The organism is Candidatus Dadabacteria bacterium (genome assembly GCA_009840385.1).
GTDB classification, from domain to species: domain Bacteria; phylum Desulfobacterota_D; class UBA1144; order Nemesobacterales; family Nemesobacteraceae; genus Nemesobacter; species Nemesobacter australis.
In genome coordinates, this window is sequence record VXNX01000009.1 from 178,142 (window position 1) to 202,292 (window position 24,151).

Below are 24,151 nucleotides of genomic sequence, written 5' to 3' on the forward strand. Positions count from 1 at the left end.
GAGTTTGCCATCACGTAATTTTATCTTTCCTTTAGTTTCGGGTCTATCGCGTTTCTGAACCCTTCCCCCACAAGATTAAGCGCCGTAACCGTCGCGAAGATCGCAAGTCCCGGAAAAAGAACAAGCCACCACGCAAAATCCACATACTTCTGTGACTGCGAAATTATCTCTCCCCAGCTGGGTTCAGGCGGAGTCACCCCGAATCCCAGGAAGCTGAGACTAGATTCAACCAGTATCGCTCCAGCCACCCCGAAGGTGGCGCTCACCAGAACGGGCGCGAGAGCGTTTGGAAGCATGTGTTTCAGTATAATCCTGTGGTCGCGGCTTCCAAGCGCCCATGCCGCCTCCACGTAGTTTGTCCTGCGGAGTTTCAGGAACTCCCCGCGAACAAGCCTCGCCACGCCCGTCCAGCCCGTAATCCCTATGACTATCATGATGTTATAAATGCTCGGTTCGGTGAAAGCGAGGATGGTGAGAATCAGGAAGAAAACGGGAAAAGTGATCATCACCTCTATCAGCCTTGAAATCGCAAAATCGATCCAGCCGCCGTAATAACCCGCCATGGCCCCAAGTATTATTCCTATCACCATAGCTATCCCGACGGCGACAAGTCCTATTGAAAGGGATATCCTAGCCCCGTGGATCATCCTGCTGAGCACGTCCCTTCCCCTGTCGTCGGTGCCCAGGAAATGATTCCCGTCGGGAGCCGCAAGAACGGAGAAGAAATCGCTTTCCGTGGGACTGTACTTTACCGGGGGGAAAACCGCGAACGAGTCCGAATCGTCAAGGTATGTGGCCCGAAGGTCAACCCCGCGGAACTCAGGATAATCCACAACGACCGGAAAATAATATTTGCCCTCTTCAACGAGCACTATCGGCCTGTTGCCCGCGAGGAAACTTTCGAAAACCGCCGTCACCGCAAGGAGGATTATGAAAAAAAACGAGGCGTAGGCGAGAGAGTCCTTTTTGAACTCGATCCATACCCTGTCCCAGTATCCGACGCTTGAGCTCTGCTTCATGACTTCCTCTCAAAGCCGATTCTGGGATCAACCACGGCGTAGGTTAAATCCGATATAAGAATGCCGATCAGTGTAAGAAAAGCGGAGATGGTGGCAACGGCCATTATGACCGGGTAATCCCTTGAAAGCACCGACTCAAAGCCCAGTCTTCCTATCCCCGGGATCGAGAATATGGTCTCTATGATAACGCTTCCCCCTATCATGGCGGGGAGAATCGAGGCGATTATCGTTACTATGGGAATGAGCGAGTTTCTGAGCGCGTGCTTGAAAAGCACCCTGTTAGGCGCAAGTCCCTTGGCCCTCGCGGTCCTTATGTAGTCCTCCCGGAGCACTTCAAGCAGGCTTCCTTTCTGGTAGCGCGAGAGTGACGCGAGGGAGGCATAGGTAAGGCAAAACACGGGAAGAACAAGGTGCCAGAGGAAATCGAGCGTCCTCTCGAAAAACGGAAGATACTCATACCCTCTTGAGTGCACGCCGTATATGGGGAAGATATCCAAAGCTCCTCCGCCGCCGAAGAAATAGATCAGCACCACTGCCATCCAGAAACTCGGAATCGAGTAGAGAAGAAAAAGAACGAATGTCGTTGCACGCTCGAGAAAGCTCCACTGCCGCACGGCGGACCACGCCCCGATCGGTATGGCTATCAGGTAGACGAGTAAGATCGAAAGAGCGTTCAGTATGAGGGTAATCGGGAGCCTTTCCGCTATCTTGTCTATGACCGGGCGGTGGTCCTTGTAGGAATTTCCGAAATCAAGCGTCACGATCTGGCGGAGCCATATGAAATACCTCTGGTGAACGGGCTTATCGAGACCGTAGAGTTTTTTGGTCTGCTCGACTATCTCCTTGGTCACCTGATCGCTTTTTATTCCCTGATCAATTGACATCCTGCTCTCAACAGGGCTCCCCGGCGCAAGCTGTATCACCAAGAAAGTGATAAGAGTGATCCCGAACAGTGTGGGAATCATCAGCAGAAGTCTTTTCAGGATGTAGTCTTTCATTGGGAAAAAACCTTAGGGGAGAAATTATACACACAACAGGATTGAAAAATCAGGAAACTATCGTCGCCCAGCACGGTTAACTGGAATCAATCAGTTCGGTTCAAACTCTCTGTCCCGAATTTCGAGATGACTTCCAATGTCTCGTGTACGTCGTTCCAGGTCGTCGAGTAGTTGATGACGCACATCCTGAGCGCAAACGTCCCGTGAAGAAGTGTCGATGATATGAAAGCGCGGTCTTCCCAGAAGACACGGGCGAGTACGGTCCTGTTGATTTCTTCCAACATGTCCTCGCCGAGGTCGGTGTTCGCGGGGTTTACGCGGAAGCATACGATCCCCAATGTCGCAGGAGTCAGCATCTCCAGAACGGGACTGTCCTCGACGTACTCCTCAATTCGGTGCGTCAGCGCCATCCCATGCGATACGGCCCGCCGGAACGCGGCCACACCGAAGGTCTGAACCGACATCCAGATCTTTAACGCCCTAATGGAACGGCTGAGTTGGAGGCCCCTGTCCGAAAAATTCGGATGGTTAGCACCCCAAATCGTGTCCTGAAGAATATCGTGCTTGGTGGCAAACACCCGCTCAAGCGTGCGTACATCCTTCACCATCAGGCCGCCTGTCTCATAAGGTTGAAAGAACCACTTGTGTGCGTCCAGCACAACTGAATCGGCTCGCTCGATTCCATTCAAGATCTTCTTGCCTTCCTCGGTCACGATGGCAAAACCTCCATGCGCAGCGTCGACGTGAAGCCATATATCCTGGGCCTCGCAGTAGTCCGCCATCGCTTCCAGCGGGTCGACAGCTCCGCTGCTGGATGTTCCAGCATTTGCACACACCGCAATGGGACTGAGTCCGGCGGCTCGGTCCTCGGCCACGGTCTCGACAAGCGCATCCATATCCATACGGAAACGTCCGTCGGTCGGAATCATACGAATGCATTCTGGACGAACACCTATAATCCTGGCCGCTTTGACGAGAGCACTGTGGCTCTGGTCGCTCATGTACAAGCTGGCACGTTCCGGGTGGTTTGCGGCCTCCCGCGCCGCGACAAGGGCATCAAGGTTCGCCGCCGAGCCCCCGCTCGTCAGCAGTCCGCCCGCACTCTCCGGATAGCCAATCCAGCGCCGAAACCAGTCAATCACGACGAGCTCGAGCTGGCTCGGACCGCTCGAAGTCAGCCAGGAACACTGGTTGATGTTAAATCCGGCAATCATGAAATCAGCCAGCACTCCCGGCCAGGTGGGCTGCGAAGGGATAAATCCAAAACAACGCGGGTGGTCCAAGCGCAGTGCGATCGGAAGAATCTCGCGTGCGGCCTCCTCGATCACTTGCGAAGCCGAACGGCTCTCCTCGGGTGGAGGCTTCAGCAGCCGATCCTCAAGTTCTCGTCGGAACTCTCCCTCCCAGGCACCTTCTTCGGGCAAGTTCTCAATGCGCTGTACTACCAATTCTGCCGTTTGGCGTGCAAGTTCCAGCATCTGTTCCGGTGACATACTGAGATCGCTTTTGACCCCACCATCACCGCCTTTTGCTTTGCTCATCGCATGTTCCCGCGGGCACAGAGATAAAGTGCGCCGGATAAGAAAACAAACAATGCGGGCGCAAATATAAAAAGTGCTTGTCCGCTTCTGCTTTCTACAGTGGAACACATTTCTGCTGAAATTTTTATTAATTTTCTCCCTTTTTAACTTGGTTAAACAAAAAGAACACTTCTAACCTGTTTAACGCAGAGGAAATATTGTCGGGAGTAATGGTAATTATACAATCTTGGGAAAAAGTCGAAACCCCTTGACATTCGGTCTAAACATTACCAACAGGCAGGAATGTGGTAGTATCAGATATTGTGGTCGATATTTCGGCACTTACTGCAGTGATTAAAGGAGAAACTGAATGAGCCCAACAACAAAACCATTCCACCTTATCATCAACGGCAAGAAGGTCCCTACCGGGCGATGCTTTGAAGTGCTGAATCCCGCTAACGAAGAATTGGCCGGACTCGCGTCACTGGCAAGAAAGAAAGATCTTGATGGTGCCGTGCGAGCCGCTCGGACGGCGTTTGAAAAATGGCGCGAAGTGCCCGAACCCCGACGGCAGGCGGCATGTCTGGAAATTGCCTCCAAAATCGAGGAAAACTCAGAGGAACTCGCCCGCATTCTGACCGCTGAGCAGGGCAAGCCCCTAAATGGCCTCGGCTCACGCTGGGAAATCGGCGCCGCGGTAGCCTGGACCCGCTATACGGCCGGCCTTTCCCTGCCGGTGAAGGTCCTCCAGGACAATGATGAGGGCAGGGTCGAGCTTCACCGTAAGCCGATCGGCGTCGTGGGCTCGATTACTCCCTGGAACTTTCCGGTTCTGATCGCGATCTGGCATATAGTTCCCGCCGTTCTCTCGGGCAACACTGTAGTGTCCAAGCCCTCCCCCTTTACGCCCCTGTCAACGCTGCGCCTTGCCGAACTCATGAACGAGGTGCTGCCGGAAGGCGTGGTCAACTGCCTCGCCGGCAAGGACAGGCTGGGCGCCGCAATGACGGCGCATGAAGGGATCGGCAAGATTGTTTTCACCGGTTCCTGCGCGACCGGACAGAAGATTATGGCGAACTCGGCGGAAACCATGAAACGGCTGACTCTTGAACTTGGCGGAAACGATGCCGGAATCGTTCTTCCGGACGTTGACCCGAAGCAGGTCGCCGAAGGGCTTTTCTGGGGCGCGTTCATCAATAGCGGCCAGACCTGCGCGGCGTTAAAACGACTCTACGTCCATGATGACGTGTACGATGAGGTCTGCGATGAACTGGTTGCATTGGCCCGGAAGATGAAGGTTGGCGAGGGTACGAACGAGGATGTCGTTTTGGGTCCGATCCAGAACCGAAAGCAATACGATATCGTGGCCGGCCTGGTACGAAGCGCGGAGTCCAAGGGACGCGTGCTCCTGGGCGGAGACCCCGGGGAGATACGGGAAAAAATGGGCGGGAAGGGATATTTTTATCCGCTCACGATCATAGCCGACCTGGAAAACGGAGACCCTCTGGTTGACAAGGAGCAGTTCGGCCCGGTTCTGCCGATCATCCGCTATCACCATATCGAGGAGGCGATCGAGAAGGCAAACGACAATCCGAACGGCCTCGGGGGTTCGGTCTGGAGCCGGGACATAGAAAAGGCAAGAGAGATCGCCAACCGGATGGAATGCGGTTCAGTCTGGATAAACAAGCACGGAATGATCCAGCCCAACGCCCCGTTCGGCGGGGTAAAACGCTCCGGCTTCGGTGTTGAATTCGCAGAGGAAGGTCTGGTGGAATATACGGATATTCAGGTTGTCTTTTCCTGAGCCGCCCCGGCGTCAACTTCCCTCAATTCTAGTATTTGCGTAAACCCTCCGGAACAAACCATTCCCTGGTATCAAATCCCAGCGGATAGAGCCTTACGTTATTAAACCTTCTGTGCACGGCCACGGTGGACTTTCTCGCGAACAAAAACGTGTACGGCTGTTCCTCGTGGAGAATCCTTGAGAACTCTTCGTATTTTTTTATCCTCTCCGGCCGCGAAAACTCCTCCCTACTCTGCTCAATCAGGATGTCCGCGCGGGGGTTTTTGAATCCCACGAAATTCGAGCCCTCCTCGGCCTGGGAGGAATGCCAGAGCTGGTATGGGTCACTTTCCACTCCAAGGCTCCACCCCAGGGTCACGGCATCGAATTTTCGCTCGGTTATGCTCTGGATAAAAACCGCCCACTCTATTTTTCTTATGCTCATCTCGATACCGGAGCGGGAAAGCTCCTCTTTCAGTATGGTCGCTATCTTCTCACCGGTTTCAGAACCGGTGGGCAGCAAAAACTCGAAACGGAAAGGGATGCCGTTTTTGTCCCTTATTCCATCACCGTCGCTGTCGCGCCACCCCGCCTCGTCAAGAAGCGCCCTCGCCTTCTCCGGGTCGTAGGCGTAAGGCTTTACGTTCTTTGGATACTCGGGACTGTTCACGTAAAAAGTCGTGGTTACTATCTCCCCGAGACCCAGGAGGATTTCTCTCAGGATGGTTTCCCTGTCGACAAAATGGGTCATCGCCCGTCTTACCCTTTTATCGCTGAAAAAAGGCTTTCTTGAATTCCATCCTATGTAGTTATAACCCGGGGTCGTATAGGAAGCCCTGTAGAATTTTTTTCGAAACGGTTTCCCGCAGCTCTGCTTTGACCACTGAAGCGGAAGAAGCCCGGCCAGATCAAGCTCCTGCTTTTTGAGAAGCTGAAGCTTCACGGTGGGGTCGAGCACGATCTTGTAGACCACTTCGTTAAGCCACGCGGGCTCGCCCCAGTAATCCGGGTTTCTCCTCACCCTGATCTCCCTTCCGGTCTCCCAGTGCTCAAAGACATAGGGACCCGTCCCTACGGGTCTTCTGCCTGCGGGGTTCGTGTTGAAATCCCCTTTCCCGAATACGTGCTTCGGCACTATGGGGATTCCACCGCAGAACTCAAAAGCGCGGAAGTAGGGTTTTCCGTACTCGCATCTTACCGTGTGGGAATCGATCTTCGTGTAGGACTTTACGTCCTGGTAGTAGCTTTGGAGATGAGCCGCAGCGACTTTGGGGTTTCTTATGGATTCATAGGAAAAAACCACGTCATCTGCGGTAAAAGGAGTGCCGTCATGCCATTTTACGTCTTTTCTCAGGTGAAAAGTGTAGGAAAGACGGTCTTCTGAAACTTCCCAGGACTTTGCGAGAAGGGGCTCGAATTCAAGGGTTTCGTTATCCCTCCTTATAAGCGTCTCGTAGATTCCGCTGTTAACGATACCTTCGTAAACATCCGTGGCTATAACGGGGTTAAGGGTTGCAGGCTCCTCGCCGAGTTCCCTTATAAGCGAATCCCCGGCGGAAAAAGCCTTCGGGTCAGCATTGCCGACAAGTGAGGCGTTATCGTTCTCATTCTGGCAGTCCGTGCTCCGGGAACATGCAGCCAAAAGGAAACCTGAGGATACAACTAAGAATGCGAGCACAAAGAAACGCAGAAGTTGGTTCATGAAGTTTTTACAAAGAGTTTCGGTCCGGGAAACAGCTTACGAATCCGTTTTTTCGTCTTTTTTTGTAAAAGCCGACAACATGTCAATCGGAAGAGGCAGAATAATTGTGGAAGCTTTCTCGGAAGACACGTCATTTATCGTCTGAAGAAACCTGAGCTGAAGAGAAACAGGGTTTGCCGACAGTATTTCAGAGGCTTCGGCAATCTTGGTCGATGCCTGGAACTCTCCTTCGGCGCTTATTACCTTCGCTCTTCTCTCCCTCTCGGCTTCCGCCTGCTTGGCCATTGCTCTCTGCATTTCCTGCGGGAGGTCGACGTACTTAACCTCAACCATGGTGACCTTGATTCCCCAGGCGTCTGTCTGCTTGTCGAGGACTTCCTGGAGCTTGACGTTAAGTTTCTCCCTCTCAGAGAGAAGCTCATCGAGCTCCACCTGCCCGAGGATGCTTCTCAGGGTTGTCTGGGCAAGCTGGGAAGTGGCGTAGAGATAGTTCTCAACCTGCAGAATCGCCCTGTTCGGCTCAACCACCCTTAAATAGACGACCGCGTTTACCTTGACCGAAACGTTATCCTTGGTGATCACGTCCTGGGGAGGAACGTCCATGGTCACGAGCCTGAGGCTGACCCTCACCATTCTCTCAAGAAACGGTACGACGACAATGAATCCGGGACCCCTGACTCCGACTATTCTTCCGAGGCGGAATATCACTCCCCTTTCATATTCATAGAGGATCTTAAGCCCCGAAATGATAATGAGAAAGACAATTACAAGAACTATAATCGCGGTCATTGACATGCTCAGTTACTCCTCGTCTTCATAAGCGGAAATCTTGACTGCAAGATCTCCCCTGCTCTCTGTTACCTTTATTTTTTCCCCGGGTGAAAACTCTCGCTCGCCCGTCGCTTCCCAGTACTCTCCCCCGATGTAGACCTTTCCGCTTTTCTGGGACCAGGAAACAACTTCGCCCTTCTGACCTACCATCCCCTCAAAACCGCCCTGAACTGGAACTTTGAACGATTTTACGCCTAAATATACAATAAAAACCGAAAGCAATCCAATGCTTATGGCCACCGCCGCTATAGTTCCCTTGCTGACCCTGAGGTCAGAGTCGGGCGTATCGAAAAGCAGCAGTCCTCCGAACACAAGACACGCAAGCGCAGCAAGGCTTAAAAGACCGTAGCTCGTCACGTACACCTCCGATATCAGAAGCGCCATAGCGACGAAAAGCAGTATGAGCCCAGCGTAATTAAAGGGAAGAATCTGGAGGGAAACAAACCCGATTAGCAGGGCAATGAGCCCGGCAACGCCCGGGAAAATCATTCCCGGGTTGTAGAACTCAAGGAATATTCCGAGCGTACCCAACGAGAGAAGCAGAAACGCTATGTCGGGAGTGCTGAGGATGTTTACAACTTTCTGCCTGAGGCTCATCTCGAGGCGCTGCGTCTTTGCCCCGGCAGTCTCAAGGCGGGCGCTTTTGCCACTCAGTTTCACTTCCTTACCGTCTATTTCGGAGAGAAGAGAAGGAATGTCGGGGGATATAATGTCTATCACCTTTTTTTTAAGCGCCTCATCCGCCGTCACCGAAACGCTTTTTCTAACCGAGTCGACGGCCCATTTCGCGTTTCTTCCCCTTTCCTTTGCTATGCTTTCGATAAAAGACGACGCGAAATTCTCGATTTTCTCGTTCATAACGTCAGAAGACTTATCATTCTTTTCCTCTTGCTTCCCCGGACCCTTCTGACCGCGTCCCAGCATCACGGGATGGGCAGCCCCTATGCTAGTTCCGGGAGACATAGCCGCTACATGGGCTGAAAGCGTGATGAAAACTCCCGCGGAAGTAGCAGTCGCTCCCCTGGGGTAAACGTAAACGATCACCGGAATTTCGGAATTTAGAAGTTCTTTCACTATGTCCTTCGTGGAATTAAGCAGTCCTCCCGGAGTATCCATAAGAATAAGCAGGGCTCTTGCGTTCTGGGCGCGCGCTTCCAAAAGAGCCGTCTTGATATAGTCGACCGTCGAGGGGTTTATCGAACCGTTTATCTCGATCTCGATTATTTCTCCCGCCTGAGGAGAAGCTTCCCCGTCGGCGACAGAGAACTGATAAGCCACCGTCGCGGAAAGAAGCAGAAGAAAAACCGAAACGCATAGGGAAAAATTCCCTCTTATTCGTGCCATAACACTTCCTCGCCGGAACCCTAGGGGAAGGGAACCGAGACCTTAACCGACGCCACAGATAATTCCGCAGAAACCTTTGACATTATCTCGAAAAACAACGTATCATGTTTACCCAAGAAATATCTTAACATAGATGGTAAATCCGGCAGTAATAATGCGGGATTTTAGTCCGGGAAAGTTTGAACTCCAAGCGACAGCACGCGTAAAGACTTACGATCCATGACCAAAATAAAATACACAACCAAAGAGCTGAAACGTCCCGACAGATTCAGGGAATTTCTGGCGGAATCGCTTGAAGGTCTCTCACACCACTTCAACAGGATACTTATCGGCATAGGCGTTATAGTCGTGGTCCTGCTTGGCGTCTGTTTTGCTTCCTCGCAACAGGAAGAAAAAGACCTTCTGGCAAACGAGCAGTTCAAAAAGGCCCTTAAGAGTTATGACGGCGGAGAGATAGAGAATTCTCTTTCCCAGCTGCAAACGTTACGCGAAGAGCACCCCAAAGCTGACGTTTCAGTTCTGGCTCTTTACCAGATGGGAATGATAAATTATCAGCTTGAAAACTACGAAGAAGCAATAAAACATCTTGAACTTTTCCTCGACGAGGATCCTGAAGACGGCATTTTCCGCGACGGAGCAAATCTAGTAATCGGCCTGTCCAACTTCAAACTCGAGAAATGGAATAAGAGCATAGAATACTTCTCCGAAGTGGACGGAAGCGAAAGTCCATACTATGTCCAAGCGAGAAGACATCTGAGTCTTGTGTACGAAAATACCGGAGAGCCCGAGAAAGCGGAGAAAATCCGCAGAGAAACGCCAAACTAGACTGGGCTATAGGCTGATCAAAGCCATAATAGAACCAAGTTATCAAGACAAATATTGCGCGGAAGGAAACAGTTGTGGTGCCGAAGGCGGGAGTCGAACCCGCACGCCCGTAGGGCACTACCCCCTCAAGATAGCGCGTCTGCCTATTCCGCCACTTCGGCACAAAATCGGACTGTAAAAGGTATCACGCGAGAGACAAATTTCAAGCGCCGAACTTGCTAAGTCGCCCCGCGTGGGCAAGAAGAAGCGGCATTATCTCAGTCGCCTTTATAATCCCCAGATCACCGCGCAAACAGGACGATTCGGCGAAGCCTTCCACGCCCCCTCCCCTGCAGTATTCAGAACTGATCATAAGGGGGACAGGGTGCCAGCTGTGCGACTTCATCACTGACGGAGTCGAGTGGTCACCCGTAACGGCAAGAACATCCACCCCGAGTCCCGTGATTTCGGGCAGAAGAGAATCGAATTCCTCTATTACTCCCACCTTCGCATCGAAATCGCCATCTTCTCCGTAACTGTCTGTTTTCTTTACGTGCAGGTAGAAAAAATCATACTCTTCGAAATTAGCAGAAAGCGTCCGGATCTCATCACCTATGGAATCTCCGGTGACCTCAAGGACGTCCATCCCGAGCAGTTTCGACACTCCCCTGTACATCGGATAGGCGGCAACGCATCCGGCCCGAAGTCCGTAAGCTTGATCGAAGGTCGGAAGATTCGGCTTTATGGAAAAACCCCTTAGAAGCATGTAGTTAGCCGCGGGCTCATCCCTTATCACTTCGCAGGCCTTGTCAATCAGTTCTCCTGCGATTTCGGCCGCCTTCTGGGAACCCTTGTTCTCCCCGCTGGGCCTTACAGGAGCTTTGCCTTCTGCCTGCGGGTCTGTGTCGCAGACAAGCGCGTCTGATTCTGTGAGCTGCGCCAAGAATGACAGAACCACGACGAAGCGGTGCTCAAGGCCCGGATAGAAACTCACTTTGACCCCGCATATCTCCTCAACGGCTGACGAAATCCTGGAGATAATCCTTCTGTTCTCCTCAGTCTCGATCCTGCCTGCCCTTCTGTCGGTAACAACCGGGGTATCCCCTTCGTAGCTCACCGTGGCGAAGTTGCCCCTCACCGCCATGTCCGACGAACCCAGATCAATTCCAAGACCGAGCGCCTCAAGCACTCCCCTTCCTATCTCGTTTCGAACCGGGTCATAACCGAAAAGCGCCAGATGCGCGGCGCCGCTCCCCGGAGTTATACCTCTCTCAACGGGCACATGCAGCCCCAGAGAAGCATTCGAGGAAATTTGGTCAAGATTCGGAGTCCGAGCCGCCTCGAGTTCCGTTTTTCCCTCAACGGGAAGCCCGCCGAGCCCGTCAAGAACGCAGAGGACTATCTTCGAGGAATTTCTCTTAACAAGTTTTGTAACCAGATCCTGCATTTCTTTTCCTTTTACGCCGTTTTAGCGGAGACCCCATCAGGGATCCCTGAGTTCTATTTCAGCTCCGTCATACGCGGGCTCTATATGGTCGGGAAGCTCCGCCAGAAGCGTTTCGTACTCAAGCTCGTGTCCCATGTGAGTAAGAAGCGCCCTTTTAGGCCCCAGCTTTTCTATTTCCTCCACCGCCTGTTCTATGTTGAAGTGGGCCCTGTGGGGTTTGTACCTCAAAGCGCCGAGTATAAGAAGATCAAGACCCTGGAGCTTCTCATAGGAGTGCTCCGGGATGGCGCTGCAGTCCGTGAGGTAGGCGAAAGACCCGATCCTGTAGCCCAGTATCTGCCAGTTGTGGTGATAGATGTCTATTGGCTCTATGGTTATTCCCTCGAATTTTATCTCCCCGTTTATCTCCTTGAAATTCAGCCTGGGTTTTCCTCCTGCCGCAGGGAAGGAATCGAATATGTAGGCGAAATTTCGCTTTATGTCACCAAGGGTAACCGGGTTCGCGTAACAGTCTATGTCCATTGAATTTATGAAGTTAAACGCCTTAAGATCATCTATCCCATGTGTGTGGTCCGCATGGGAGTGGGTGTAGAGAACAAGATCAACCCTGGTTATCCCTTCCCGCAGAGCCTGAGTCCTGAGATCCGTTGAGGTATCGACAAGTATTTTTTTCCCGGCTACGTCAACAACCACGGAGCTTCTTGTACGTTTGTTTTTAACATTTTCCGATGTGCACACATCGCATCGGCAACCCGCTATCGGAACGCCGGTTGAAGTAGCACACCCAAGTACTCTGACCTTCATAGAACACGCCAAACATGGTAGAATTAACGTTGTAACAACATAACATACAAATCTTCCGAAAATAAATTTACATCGGCGTAACAACCAATATACTTTCTGCGTAAAGTGAAAAGCCGCATAAAATTTTCCCCTTTTCTTATAGCCCTTATCTACCTGTTTGTTTTTTCTCCAGCCGGAGCAAAGGAAAAAAACGAGGCGCTTTACGAAGAAACCTTCAAGCTTTACCGCCAGCTCGAGTCAAATTCCGAGAAAGCCCAGAAAAGGGAGACCTGGGATCTAGTGGGAAGCACTTTCTACAGAATATACTCCCAGAACCCCGACTGGAAGAATTCCCCGCTCTGCCTCTTCGTAGCGGCCAGAGTCTACGAAAAAAAATCCCTGAAGTTCAAATCGCCGGAGGACGCAGAAAAAGCGCTCCAGTACTCGCGGGAGTTCCTGAAAAAATATCCTGACGACAGCCTAGCCGATGACTCGTGGCTGCGGGTGGGCAAAATCCATGAGCGCAGGGGCGAGAAAAAGGAAGCCGCCACGGCGTACCAGAGAATCGTCTACGGAATGGAAGATTCAGACACCTACGAGATCGCCAAGAAAAAACTGGCGATAGTCACAGGAGCCCCAACGCCCAAGAAAGCAGAACCTGAGCCGCCCAAAGAACCCATCCCCACGCCAAACCCAAAAGGCTACGCCCTGATAAAAAAAATAAGGCACTGGTCAACAGACGACTACACGCGGGTCGTAATAGAAACCGATAAGAACGTCAAGTACACATCCAATATGCTCCGCCCCGACCCGGAACTCAAAACTCCTCCACGTCTCTACGTGGACCTTGAGGAAACCATCCTTGACAATTCGGTCAAGGTCGAACCCATAACGAAGGGACTTCTCGAGAAGATAAGTTACGCGACAAACCGCCCCGGAGTATCACGCATAGTGCTGTACATAAAAGATCTTGAAGGTCACAAGGTTTTTTCCCTGCCGAAATCGGAACAGAACCCGTCTTTTCGGCTCGTGATGGATATAAAGGGGCTGGGAGCAAAGCCGGAGAAGATATTCGCAAAGGACGCTCCTTCATATGACAAGCAAGAGCCCTCGCTCAGCTCCAAGATTCCCGAAGGAGAGATAGCGAGCCTCAAGCAGGCCCTGGGACTCAAGGTAAGAACCATAGTGATCGACCCGGGTCACGGAGGACATGATCCGGGCGCCATAGGTCCAAGCGGCCTCAGGGAAAAGGACGTAAACCTCAAGATAGCCAAGAGACTGAGGGAGAGGCTTATAGAAGAGGGAAAGAGCTTCGGCATAGAAAACGTCTACCTTACAAGAAGCAGCGACAGGTTCATTCCTCTTGAGGAGCGTACGGCAATAGCGAAAAAAAGGAAAGCAGATATTTTCATATCCATACACTGCAACGGGGCAAGAAGGAAAAAGGCGCACGGGATAGAGACCTACATACTGGGCTTCACGGACGACCAGACCTCGCTGCAGCTCGCGGCCCGGGAGAACGCCACCACGACCAAGGGACTAAATGAGCTTGGAAGCACGCTCAAGCAATATTTACTCAGCGCCAAGAAAGAAGAGTCCCAGCAGGTCGCCGGTTACGTGCAGAAATCCATAATCCAGAGCGTTTCCGTGAAATACAAGTACGTAAACAACAAGGGAGTGAAAAAGGCACCTTTTGTCGTGCTGATCGGCGCAGACGTACCGAGCCTGCTGATTGAAACCTCTTTCATAACAAATCCCAGAGAGGAAAAAAGGCTGAAAAGCAAAGCCTATATAGAAAGAATAGTGGACGGAATAGTTCTGGGAATAAAAAAGTACTCAATGCAGACCCAGAAAGTCTCCTGAGGCCCCCGCCGTACTTATGGAGAACGTAAACAGTCAGATAGCCAGAATCTTCGCAAGAATAGCGGATTCTCTAGAGATTCTGGATGAAAACAGTTTCAAGATAAATGCCTACAGAAAAGCTTCCCGCAATATCTCCTCAATGCCGGATTCTCTTGATGAGTTCGACGGCGAAAAGGAACTCTCCACGATACCGGGGGTCGGAAAGGATCTCTCAAAAAAGATAATCGAGCACCGCCTCACCGGAAAGATCACCTACTACGAAGAGATAAGAAAACAGGTTCCCGACGAACTTGTGGAACTTCTCGAAATAAGGGGAATCGGCCCGAAATTTCTTCGCGCCCTCGTACAGGCCTTCGGGGTAACCGACATTGAAAGCCTTAAAAAAACCATAGGTAATCCGGATGTTTTCGAAGTAGACGGTGTGGGAAGAAAAAAAATCGAGCAGATATCACGCTCGATAGAGGTTTTCGAAGGCGGAAAAAAGAGAATGAGACTCACAGAAGCCCATCCCCTTGCCACATTGATAAAAGAGGAAATAGAAGGGTTCCCCGGGGTCCTAAAAGCGCAGTTAGCCGGTTCGCTTCGCAGGATGAGCGAGACCGTAGCAAACATAGACATAATCGCTTCGGCGGACAATGGGGCGGAAGTTGTGGAACAGTTCACAGCTCTGGGATTCGTCAAGGAAGTTCTCCGCAAAACCGAGGACGGCGCGCGGGTTCTTACCCAAACCGGAGTGCGAACCGACCTTCTGGTCGTGGAACCCCGATTCTACGCCTGCGCGCTTCAGAACTTCACCGGTTCGCGTTCCCATAACGCAAGAATAAGGGAAATCGCCGCCGAGAGGGGTTTTGAGAGCGATCTCACGGGTATCCGCAACGGGGTGGAGTATTTTTCCTCCGAGGAGGAAATCTACGAATCTCTGGGACTTGACTACATTCCCCCTGAGCTGCGTGAAGACCGCGGAGAGATTGAAGCGGCGAGCACAGGGGAGCTTCCCGCCTTGCTCGCAATAGAAGATTTAAGGGGAGATCTCCACGCCCATTCAACCTGGAGCGACGGAGCGTCGACAATCCGCCAGATGGCTGACAAGGCGGCATCGCTCGGCTACGAATATATAGCCATAACAGACCACTCACCCTCCTCAAGAATAGCAAGGGGGCTCAGCGTAAAGAAGCTATGGCAGAAAAAAGAGGAGGTCGAGAAAATAAACGCCGAAGGGGGAGGTATAAGGCTGCTTATGGGTTCTGAGGTGGACATACTGCCTGACGGCTCCCTTGATTATCCGGACGAAGTGCTGAGGGAGCTTGATTTCGTCGTCGCTTCGGTTCACGGCTCTTTTTCTATGGAAGAGGACGAAATGACAAAAAGAATATGCGGCGCCCTGGAAAATCCGAACGTGGACGCTCTTGGACACCCGACCGGAAGACTCATAGGGCAGAGGGACCCCTACAAAGTCGATATAGACGCCGTCATTGAAACCGCGAAGAACCACGGAAAAGCCCTCGAGGTAAACTCATCCTACAAAAGACTTGACCTTAAGGATACCCACGCCAGAAAAGCCGTTGAGGCGGGAGTGAAGATCATAGTATCCACCGACGCCCACAGAACCCAGCATCTTGAGAGAATAATCTTCGGGGTCGGCACGGCAAGGCGCGGATGGGTAAAAAAAACGGATGTAGTGAACACTTACAGCCTTTCTGAACTTCTTAAATGGCTTGCAAGCCACGACTCATAAAATGCCACGACTCACTAAAAAGCGGGCCCGGGCGGAAGTATCCCGCCTGAGAGAAGAGATAAGCCGCCACGACCACCTCTACTACGCGGAAAGCAACCCCGAAATTCCCGATGCTGATTACGACAAGCTCATGAGAAGACTGGTGGAACTTGAGGAAACCTACGATCTGGCCGTCCCGGATTCCCCCTCCCAGAGGGTCGCCGGAGAGGTCTCTGAGCAGTTCAGTCCTTTCGCTCACAAAATTCCCATGATGAGCATCGATAATGCCGTAGATGAGCACGAAACCAGAGAGTTTGACAGACGGATAAAGAGGTTTTTAAAAACCGAAGAAGAAATCGAATACGTCCTGCAGCCCAAATTCGACGGAGTTTCGGCGTCGCTTACCTATGTTGACGGAAAACTCCTCCACGGCGCCACAAGAGGCGACGGAAAAACGGGAGAGGAAATAACTCCAAACTTAAAGACCATAAGGTCCGTTCCCCTGATTCTCTCAGGGCGGGGCCGAAAGCCCAAGCTGGTTGAGATCAGAGGGGAAGTCATATTCCCGCGAAGCCTGTTCTCAAAACTCAACAAAGAGCTTGAAAAACTTAATGAAGAACTTGAGAAAGAGAACAAAACTCTCCTGAGAGAAGAGAAAAAAACCAAACCTCTTAGGATGCTGTTTAAAAACCCGAGAAACGCCGCCTCGGGATCACTTCGCCAACTTGATTCCTCCGTTACGGCGCGCCGTCCCCTGCACTTCTACGCCTGGGGAGTGGGGGGCTGCGAAGGAGCGAATCTAGGAGATGAACTCGGAATATACGATGCTCTCCGCAAGTGGGGATTCAGCTTTGAAGAACCCCGCAACTGCCGGGGTATTGACGAGGCTATTGAGTACGGAAAAGAGCTTGAGGGAAAAAGGGAATCCCTCGACTATGAGATTGACGGAGCGGTGGTGAAGGTAAGGAGCAGAGAGCTGCAGGAGATCCTCGGGACGACGGCAAAATACCCCCGCTGGAGCGTAGCCATAAAGTTCTCTCCGAAGCAGATAACCACAAAAGTAAGGGATATAACCGTCCAAGTCGGAAGAACGGGACATCTAACTCCCGTAGCCGAGCTCGAACCGGTGAGTATATCCGGCATCGAGATAAAAAGGGCATCTCTTCACACGGAGGACACCGTGAGGGAAAAAGACGTGAGGGTCGGCGACACTGTAGTGGTGCAGAGAGCGGGAGACGTGATCCCCGAGGTGGTGGAAGTGGTTCCCTCGCGGGGGAAAAGAAAAAAACGTTTCTCCATGCCGAAGATCTGTCCTCGCTGCGAAACCTCGGTTGAGAGGGAAGGCTCCTTTCATCTGTGTCCGAACGCTTCCTGCCCCGCGCAAATCAGGGGAAGGATAAGTCTTTTTGTCTCGAGAAACGCCTTTGACATAGAGGGACTTGGAAAAAAGAGGGTTGCACAGCTTATAAACGAGAGAATTCTGCGCAATATAGCCGATATTTTCACTCTCAGAAGGGAACAGCTTCTAGGGCTCGAGGGATTTGCTGAGAAATCCGCCCAGAACCTCCTCGAAGAAATAGAAAAAAGCAGGGATATAAGTTTTGAGAGGTTCATAAACTCCCTTAGCATAAAACACGTGGGAACCCGAATCGCGCAGTTACTTGCAAAAGAATTTAGAACCCCTGAGAACCTGATGAAGGCCTCAAGCGAGGATCTGCTCCGCATAGACGGTGTCGGCGAGGAACTGGCTCAAAGCGTAATAAAATTCTTTGAGAATCCAGAGAGAAAAAGCGTCGTGGAAGAACTCCTGCGCCATGTGAGGATAGAAGAAGAACCCGAACCGTCAGGGGAGAACGAAAAAATCGCCGGAAAAACGTTTGTCCTTACCGGCACCCTATCGATTCCTAGGGAGGAAGCTAAGCTGGAGATTGAGAGGCTCGAGGGAAAAGTCGTTAACTCGGTATCCGGAAAAACCGATTTTCTGGTCTCGGGAGAAAACCCGGGAACCGCGAAGCTTCAAAAAGCCGGGGAGCTTGGAACGGATATTATTAGCGAAGAACAGTTAAAGAAACTCATAGGGCTTTAGTTCCGTGTCTTTGCCTGTACACTTCGTAGAGAAAAATCCCAGCGGCGACAGAGGCATTGAGAGACTCCACTTTCCCTTTCCTTGGAACGGAAAGTAGAAAATCGCATCGCTGCTTTGTCTTGCTTCGCATTCCCCTACCCTCGTTTCCGATTACCACTGCGATATCAAGCGAAGCGAAGTCGCAGCCGTAGACCATATCCTTGGAACCGGCATCGGCCCCGGCGATCCAGACCCCTTTTTTCTTAAGAGAATCAATCACCCTGCCGAGATTCGTCTCCCGGGCGATTTTCATGTTGGCCGAAGCCCCGGAAGAAACTTTCATCACGGTGGGATTCACGTCACACGCCCGGTCAGCGGGTATCACGATTCCATGGACTCCGAGAAAGTCCGCGGTCCTTATTATGGCGCCGAGGTTGTGGGGGTCCTCCACGTGATCCAGGATCAGCAAAAAGACCTTCTCCCGCCTCTCCCCCGCCAGCTCGAGCATCTCTTCAACCGAACTGTAGGCAAAATCCGATATTTCAGCCGCAATGCCCTGATGATTCGGGCTTTTGCATATATCAGTAATCGCGTTTTTGGGAAGGCGGGAGAGTTTTATGCGGAATTTCTTAATCGAGGCATTCATCCGCGGGTCCGAAGAAACGTCAAAATTCTCCGAGACCATGATTTTCTTTATCTGCTTGGGGGAATTGCGGAGGAGTTCGGCAACGGAGTTTTTGCCGTAAACGATCAACGTGGAATCTCCCGGTTCACGAAATTCTTCTTTACGTAGTTAATCTTGTACCATATGTTGTCGTCAATCCACTTGGCATCCCACCATTCAAGCGGCCTCACAGGAACTCCCTGAACGTAAACCCCGAAATGGAGATGGTCTCCGACGGCAAGCCCGGTAGTACCTGTCCTTCCCAAGCGGTCTTTTTTCTCCACGCTGTCTCCGACGCTTACATCCATCGAAGTCAGATGTGAGTAAAGCGTCATAACCCCCAGGCCGTGGTCAACAATAACCGTATTGCCATATATGCCGAGGTGATCGGCAAAAACCACCACTCCGCTGTTAGAGGCGGGAACGGGGTGCTTCCTGGTAACGGAAAGGTCGTAGCCGAGGTGATACTGCCTGTCAATCACTTCGCCGTCCATCAGGTATTTCCTGTGATCCGCAAATGTCGCGCCCACCTTGGAATTGGGAAGCTGATTGAATTTTCCTTTCCAGAGCATCTTATCCCCGCTTTGTCTTCCGACCTCATATATCCTGTTGTCGTTTTCCTTTCTCGTCTCGTTGTTGATCTTCAGAAACGCTTTACGAAAATCGGTTTTCCCGTCATCGGTAACCGAGGCATAACCGTAAACCTTGTTGAAAAGCGGAAGAACCTTTTTCTTGAGAAACCATTCGGAGAGAGCTATTTCGTCCTTTAAGTACGGCGCCCTCAGAAGCCGGTAAGAAACGGACTCCCTGACTTCGTTGCCAGCCGCGTCGGTGGCAAAAATTTCTATCTTCTCTCCCTTGGGAGCATCGTACGGATAGGCGAAAAAGGCAAGGTATATCAGAGGGTCCTCGAAATATCCGCCGTAACCTTCAAAAAAAAGGTCTTTTATTTCGACCCCGCTTGTGACCGTGTCCTCTGAGGTCTTGTATACAACGACTCCGGCGCCCCCGTGTCTTATATACAGCATGGGTGAGAGTTCCTGTATCTCCGGAGGGAGGAAATCGAGGGTGACTTTCTCGCTGAAAACAGCCTTTCCAGAGAACATGGAATTATCGGTCACCTCTATGAAAATTTCCGACGTACCGCTTTTTATACCAAGCTTTTCAGGGTTGATGCTCACGCTAATCACATCGCTTTTTGTTACTTTCTTATACTCCTTCTCAACAAGAACGGACTCCCCGTAAGTGTCAAGCAGGTAGATACGCACTTTGGCAAGCCCGGTGCCCTTATCGGACACGGTCACCTCAAAGGGTTTTGTGCCCAGATTCTTGATATCCCGCTCAATGGATATGACGGGAGGACTCATCTCAGCGATGGAGATAACTTTTATGATGGCAATGACCAGAAGCAAAATCCCAAAAACAGCGGCAACCCGTTTCCCGGATACCTTTAGCATTTAAAACAACCTCCTTTGAGTTGCGGTGGCAGTCGCTTCGTTTTTCATGTCATAAGAAGAACTTAGACAACAAAAATGTTTTATGTTAAAACCGTCTCGGGAATACAGATCCATCCCCGCGCGACGCGGTTTTTTACGGAAAAAGTCCCCAGTAAACAGAAAAGTGCTGTGAAAAGGACCTTCCGGACAGCCCAGTCAAATTCTGTTTTTATTTGGCCGCTTTTAAGTATAATAGGCTTGGTAGGAAAATCCAGATCATTATAGCGTGACCGAGGGTAAACTCCCTAGCATTTTCCCTAAAGATAGTGCGTAAAAGAACCATCTTCTTTATATTTGCGGCAGTATTTTTTGTCCTTGTCGTAGGACTCTTTTTGTTCTCCCAGACCGAGCAAAGCCGCATATACGCAAAAAACCTCATAGAACAAAGGCTTAACTCGATCCCCAATTTCCATATCAGTCTCGGGGATATCAAAGGAAGCATAATCTCCACGATGGAGATAGACGATATTGAGGTAAAAATAGCGGGGGAGGACTTCATAGAAATTGAAAAACTCTCAACTAACTATTCGATCCCTCTTCTCTATTCAATAATCTCGAGAAAAAAACTCTACTTATCGAACACGGAGATAGAAGGTCTAAAACTCCTGCTTGAAAAAGACAGCAGCGGGCTATGGAATTTCAAAAAACTCAAAACCAAGGATAAAGCCGCTGAGCGTCCGCAGGAACCAAGAATAAGTCTTATATTCTCAAACAACAGAATCCGCAACTCCCGTGTTTTGATCAGTGACCACACAAAAAACAAGGTTTGGGAGTTTGACCTCGTGGAGGAGTCGTTTTTCTCCATAAACATCGTGGAACTCACGAAAAAGATCGAGCTTGACGCCAAGGACGTAAATTTCAACTACGTGTCCCCCACAATCAGGATAAGGAATCTCAGGGGAAAGATCGATATAGCTTCCTGGAACTGTGTATTCGAAGACGCCGGATTTGAGGTTGAAGGGGTACCGATTAGGGGAAGCGGCACCGCAAAAAACCTGAGAAACCCTGAATTTGACATGACAGTGTATTTCGACTCACTTGGAATAGACGGCAAGGGAGAGCTTAACCTTCAGGCAAAAACAAAGGTCAAAATGCACTCCCGGGACAACCTGGTCGGCACGATGGAGCTCTCGGCCCGGGATTCTTTTCTTAACGGGGAGCGGTTCTGGACGGATCTTAAACCGGCCAGAATTAACGGAACAAAAGCACTCATAGAAGGCACGATAGGCGGAGGATTCGGAGAGTCCCGTATAAAAGGAAGCGTAGACTTTAAAAAATGGCTAGGGGAAGGAGAGAGAAACTGGTTTGACTTCTCGGCAAAGCTAAACGACGCGGACACAGATGAGCTGACCGAGATGCTCAACCGTACGCCCTACCCCCTGAAATTCGGAGATAATTCAAGGTTAAACTCAAATCTCAGGGTAAGCGGCAGCTGGGCAAGCAGGGAAACGTATTCCCTGCGGGTCGAGCCCGATTACCTTGACGTAATCGACGGCGAGCAAAGCAAACTTCAGGTCGTAGGTTATCTGGCGCTCGGAAACGAGGGTACGGATTTCGATATAGTCTCAAAAGCAAAACGGTTCAAGCTAAAGCTTGAATTCCCGGATATAACGATTGACAACTATGTTGACGGAAGCGCGACTTTCCGGGGAGCGGTACCAAAAAAAGGCAAGTTCTTCGAAGACGTGGATCTGCGGGTGAATGCCGACCTGAGGACAGACGGATTTTACAGGATAACGAACATAGATTCCCAAATTGATGCCGGCATTGAGAAAGGAGTGCTGACGATAAACAGACTAAATATCTCATCCGATGAATTCTCCTTATCCGCTGAGAAAACAGAAGAAATCCAAAAGGGTCTTGACTTCTCCTTTGAATTCGCGGCGCAGAACCTTGGTTTCCTCTCCGAGGTTGACGAAAGAATCCCACTGTTTCTAGGAAAAATAAGCTCGAGAGGAAAAATCAGCGGAGACATTTTCACTCCACTGATCAAGGCAACCTCGCAGGTAGAAAGCTTCGCTTATGAAAAAGATTTCATAGCTCAGGACATGTCGGTTGAGTCCAGTACACGGATCGATCTGAAAAACGCTCCCAAGGTGTCGTTCGATATGGCACTCAAAGCGCAGCGAGCCCGCGTTTTGGGCAATTCCTCGGACACACTCGAAGCAAAGCTGCGGGGAACGGAAACCCATATTGAAGTAGGTGCCCTTTTAAGCAAGAAAGACGGTTCCTTCGCCTCTTCAGAATTCAGTGTTGACGGCATCTTGGGCCACGAGAAAAAAATAAAAATGACATATCTTGAAGGTCTTCTGGCCGAAAAACGGTTTAGGAGCAAAGGAGACATCTTCCTTGATATATCTTCTGAAAGAACAAGGCTCAAGGGAGATGAATTTTTCTACGGAGAAGGGAAAATCACCAGTTTTCTCGGAGAAATCAACCGGAAGGAAAAGACAGTCGAACTGCGGGCGGACATGACGAATTTCAATCCGCTGATCATATCGAAAGCCCTCAATCTAAGACACGACCTGGGGGGAACACTTGACGGAAAAGTCAAAGTCAGCGGCCCCTTTACCGCCCCATCCGTTCATGCCGAAGTAAAATCAGACGGCTTCTTCTACGGATTCTCCTCAACAGGAGAAACGGAAGTCAGCCTCCGCGGGGAAAAAGGAAAACTTTCCCTCGATCTCGTGTCCTCGCTCGACCAGAAGAAAAGCCTCAGTCTGCGGGGAGACCTGCTGGTCCCAGAGGACGCCCGAAGCTACCTCGAGGCGATAATGGGATCTTCGATGGACCTTGAGTTGACATCTGACCGGTACAAACTCGACTTCCTGAAAATTTTTTCAAACTCCATAGAGAAAATCGAAGGAAGTTTCTCATCCGGAGGCCTTTCCCTTAAAGGCACCCTGGAGAAACCGTGGGTAAAAGGAAACGTTGAAGTAAATGATATGAAGCTTTTTTTGAGCCAGCTTAGAAACAGTCTGTCCACCCAGCACGCCGAACTTTCATTTAACGGCACAAGACTCACCCTGCCCAGAACGGAGTTCCGTTCGGCAAAGGGGAAAGCCTACATGAAAGGCAGAATGAACCTTTCTGATTTCACTTACCGCGCGGATCTTGATATGGAGAAAATCCGCTTTAACCCCCACTCAATAAAAACAGACCTGTCCGGCAATCTGAAGATAGAGAAAAAAGGCGAGTTTCTTAATGTAACGGGAGATACGAAGGTCACGGCAGGCAGAATCCGTCTTTACCCCGGAAGAGTGAAGAGCGTAAAGGATATCAGTTTCATAGACAGAACCGAGAGTTTCGCCGGCGAGTTCTCGCTTGAGGAACAGAACCAGAGCGATTTTTACAGAGAGAAGACCGAAATGAATATTTCAGTTGACATCTCTTCCGGCACGTGGATAAAAACCAAGGAAGCCAACTTTAACACGCGCGGAAAACTCAGGCTTAAGAAAAAACCGGGCACAGATCTCAACATGCAGGGAAACATAGTGTCGTCCGAGGGATATTACACCGTCTTCGGAAAGCTTTTCGACATAGAGGACGCCACGCTTAACTTCACGGGAGCGTCGGATAATCCCGCTTTAAACGTTAAGGCATATTATGATGCCGGCGATGTTGACGTGCATGTGGCCGTTACCGGAAATTTGAGAGAACCGGACCTGTCTCTGTCAAGCAACCCGGATCTTGAAGAGATTGACATAATATCCTATATAGTTTTCGGAGCTTCGAGCAACAGACTTCAGACCCAGCAGAGAGCTTTTGTGGGAAAATTCGCAACGGCGGTTGCCGCAGGCGGGATCTCCGAGCTCCTGAGCTCGGAAATCGGTCTTGATCTTCTGAGCATCCAGGAAGGAGAGCGGGGACTTGAGGACAGCACCCTCAAGGTCGGTTCCTACGTGACAAGGGATATTTTTGTCGGCTACGAGAGATCTCCCTCCCAGACACCGATTGACCAGACAACGCAGATGCGCAACAAGCTCAATCTTGAATGGAAGCTCAACAGAAGATTCTCGGTAGAAAGTCAGATGGGGGGAGAGAACCCAGGAGTCGACTTCTTCTACAATTTCAATTTCTAAAACGTTAAACTTCGGGGAAACTCATCCGGGGACCAA

Annotated in this window: 16 protein-coding genes and 1 tRNA gene; 6 read left to right on the top strand and 11 right to left on the bottom strand. The window is 50.8% G+C overall.

The features are described 5' to 3' along the window. Positions 1 to 20: 20 nt before the first annotated feature. From F4X55_04030 to F4X55_04040, 3 genes are all read right to left on the bottom strand, one after another. Positions 21 to 1,019, bottom strand: coding sequence for an ABC transporter permease (locus tag F4X55_04030; protein ID MYC40166.1), 999 nt, complete (start codon positions 1,017 to 1,019; stop codon positions 21 to 23). After that, entirely contained in the window at positions 1,016 to 2,017 is a 1,002-nt protein-coding gene (locus F4X55_04035) for an ABC transporter permease (GenBank protein ID MYC40167.1), read from the bottom strand. The genes F4X55_04030 and F4X55_04035 overlap by 4 nt, the downstream gene beginning before the upstream one ends. 86 nt (positions 2,018 to 2,103) lie before the next feature. Beyond that, entirely contained in the window at positions 2,104 to 3,558 is a 1,455-nt protein-coding gene (locus F4X55_04040; protein ID MYC40168.1) for an aminotransferase class V-fold PLP-dependent enzyme, read from the bottom strand. Positions 3,559 to 3,907: 349 nt separating this feature from the next. On the opposite strand from F4X55_04040, the gene F4X55_04045 reads away from it, so the two are divergent. Continuing rightward, positions 3,908 to 5,341: an aldehyde dehydrogenase family protein gene (locus tag F4X55_04045; protein MYC40169.1), complete on the top strand. Its 1,434-nt coding sequence runs from the start codon at positions 3,908 to 3,910 to the stop codon at positions 5,339 to 5,341. Between the two features lie 28 nt (positions 5,342 to 5,369). Here the strand turns inward: F4X55_04045 and F4X55_04050 are convergent, their stop codons facing one another. The 3 genes from F4X55_04050 to F4X55_04060 are packed head-to-tail and all read right to left on the bottom strand — an operon-like array spanning position 5,370 to position 9,197. Further along, on the bottom strand, positions 5,370 to 7,022 hold the full coding sequence (locus tag F4X55_04050) for a hypothetical protein (protein MYC40170.1): 1,653 nt from the start codon (positions 7,020 to 7,022) through the stop codon (positions 5,370 to 5,372). Between the two features lie 36 nt (positions 7,023 to 7,058). Continuing rightward, entirely contained in the window at positions 7,059 to 7,811 is a 753-nt protein-coding gene (locus F4X55_04055; protein ID MYC40171.1) for a slipin family protein, read from the bottom strand. Between the two features lie 12 nt (positions 7,812 to 7,823). Next, on the bottom strand, positions 7,824 to 9,197 hold the full coding sequence (locus F4X55_04060; protein ID MYC40172.1) for a nodulation protein NfeD: 1,374 nt from the start codon (positions 9,195 to 9,197) through the stop codon (positions 7,824 to 7,826). A gap of 219 nt (positions 9,198 to 9,416) precedes the next feature. Between F4X55_04060 and F4X55_04065 the strand changes: the two genes are divergently transcribed. After that, positions 9,417 to 10,022 (top strand): tetratricopeptide repeat protein, encoded by a 606-nt coding sequence (locus tag F4X55_04065; protein ID MYC40173.1) that lies wholly within the window; start codon positions 9,417 to 9,419, stop codon positions 10,020 to 10,022. Between the two features lie 75 nt (positions 10,023 to 10,097). On the opposite strand, the gene F4X55_04070 is transcribed toward F4X55_04065, so the two are convergent. From F4X55_04070 to F4X55_04080, 3 genes are all read right to left on the bottom strand, one after another. Then, positions 10,098 to 10,183: transfer RNA gene (locus tag F4X55_04070), tRNA-Leu, on the bottom strand. A gap of 41 nt (positions 10,184 to 10,224) precedes the next feature. After that, positions 10,225 to 11,448, bottom strand: a complete 1,224-nt coding sequence (locus tag F4X55_04075) for a 2,3-bisphosphoglycerate-independent phosphoglycerate mutase (GenBank protein ID MYC40174.1) — start codon at positions 11,446 to 11,448, stop codon at positions 10,225 to 10,227. Between the two features lie 36 nt (positions 11,449 to 11,484). Beyond that, the gene (locus F4X55_04080; protein ID MYC40175.1) at positions 11,485 to 12,252 is read right to left on the bottom strand and encodes an MBL fold metallo-hydrolase; all 768 of its coding nucleotides are present in this window, start codon (positions 12,250 to 12,252) and stop codon (positions 11,485 to 11,487) included. Positions 12,253 to 12,357: 105 nt separating this feature from the next. Here F4X55_04080 and F4X55_04085 point away from each other — a divergent pair, with 105 nt between their 5' ends. Genes F4X55_04085 through ligA form a run of 3 tightly spaced genes read left to right on the top strand, consistent with a single transcriptional unit; the run spans position 12,358 to position 17,894 of the window. Next, positions 12,358 to 14,094 carry an AMIN domain-containing protein gene (locus F4X55_04085; GenBank protein ID MYC40176.1) on the top strand — a complete coding sequence of 579 codons (1,737 nt, stop codon included), beginning with the start codon at positions 12,358 to 12,360 and terminating at the stop codon, positions 14,092 to 14,094. A gap of 16 nt (positions 14,095 to 14,110) precedes the next feature. Continuing rightward, positions 14,111 to 15,829: a DNA polymerase/3'-5' exonuclease PolX gene (gene polX, locus F4X55_04090; GenBank protein MYC40177.1), complete on the top strand. Its 1,719-nt coding sequence runs from the start codon at positions 14,111 to 14,113 to the stop codon at positions 15,827 to 15,829. 1 nt (position 15,830) lies between these two features. Beyond that, on the top strand, positions 15,831 to 17,894 hold the full coding sequence (gene ligA / locus F4X55_04095) for an NAD-dependent DNA ligase LigA (GenBank protein ID MYC40178.1): 2,064 nt from the start codon (positions 15,831 to 15,833) through the stop codon (positions 17,892 to 17,894). Here the strand turns inward: ligA and rlmB are convergent. Continuing rightward, entirely contained in the window at positions 17,881 to 18,627 is a 747-nt protein-coding gene (gene rlmB, locus F4X55_04100) for a 23S rRNA (guanosine(2251)-2'-O)-methyltransferase RlmB (protein MYC40179.1), read from the bottom strand. The two genes, ligA and rlmB, sit on opposite strands and share 14 nt — an antisense overlap. Further along, positions 18,624 to 19,994 (bottom strand): M23 family metallopeptidase, encoded by a 1,371-nt coding sequence (locus F4X55_04105; GenBank protein MYC40180.1) that lies wholly within the window; start codon positions 19,992 to 19,994, stop codon positions 18,624 to 18,626. Before F4X55_04105 ends, rlmB begins: the two co-directional genes overlap by 4 nt. A 371-nt stretch (positions 19,995 to 20,365) precedes the next feature. On the opposite strand from F4X55_04105, the gene F4X55_04110 reads away from it, so the two are divergent. Then, positions 20,366 to 24,115, top strand: a complete 3,750-nt coding sequence (locus tag F4X55_04110; GenBank protein ID MYC40181.1) for a translocation/assembly module TamB — start codon at positions 20,366 to 20,368, stop codon at positions 24,113 to 24,115. Positions 24,116 to 24,151: the final 36 nt, after the last annotated feature.

Excerpts from the sequence above, each read along its gene's own strand:
- F4X55_04030 (MYC40166.1), bottom strand. The coding sequence starts at position 1,019 with ATGAAGCAGAGCTCAAGCGTCGGATACTGGGACAGGGTATGGATCGAG.
- F4X55_04035 (MYC40167.1), bottom strand. The coding sequence starts at position 2,017 with ATGAAAGACTACATCCTGAAAAGACTTCTGCTGATGATTCCCACACTG.
- F4X55_04040 (MYC40168.1), bottom strand. The coding sequence starts at position 3,558 with ATGAGCAAAGCAAAAGGCGGTGATGGTGGGGTCAAAAGCGATCTCAGT.
- F4X55_04045 (MYC40169.1), top strand. The coding sequence starts at position 3,908 with ATGAGCCCAACAACAAAACCATTCCACCTTATCATCAACGGCAAGAAG.
- F4X55_04050 (MYC40170.1), bottom strand. The coding sequence starts at position 7,022 with ATGAACCAACTTCTGCGTTTCTTTGTGCTCGCATTCTTAGTTGTATCC.
- F4X55_04055 (MYC40171.1), bottom strand. The coding sequence starts at position 7,811 with ATGACCGCGATTATAGTTCTTGTAATTGTCTTTCTCATTATCATTTCG.
- F4X55_04060 (MYC40172.1), bottom strand. The coding sequence starts at position 9,197 with ATGGCACGAATAAGAGGGAATTTTTCCCTATGCGTTTCGGTTTTTCTT.
- F4X55_04065 (MYC40173.1), top strand. The coding sequence starts at position 9,417 with ATGACCAAAATAAAATACACAACCAAAGAGCTGAAACGTCCCGACAGA.
- F4X55_04075 (MYC40174.1), bottom strand. The coding sequence starts at position 11,448 with ATGCAGGATCTGGTTACAAAACTTGTTAAGAGAAATTCCTCGAAGATA.
- F4X55_04080 (MYC40175.1), bottom strand. The coding sequence starts at position 12,252 with ATGAAGGTCAGAGTACTTGGGTGTGCTACTTCAACCGGCGTTCCGATA.
- polX (MYC40177.1), top strand. The coding sequence starts at position 14,111 with ATGGAGAACGTAAACAGTCAGATAGCCAGAATCTTCGCAAGAATAGCG.
- ligA (MYC40178.1), top strand. The coding sequence starts at position 15,831 with ATGCCACGACTCACTAAAAAGCGGGCCCGGGCGGAAGTATCCCGCCTG.
- F4X55_04105 (MYC40180.1), bottom strand. The coding sequence starts at position 19,994 with ATGCTAAAGGTATCCGGGAAACGGGTTGCCGCTGTTTTTGGGATTTTG.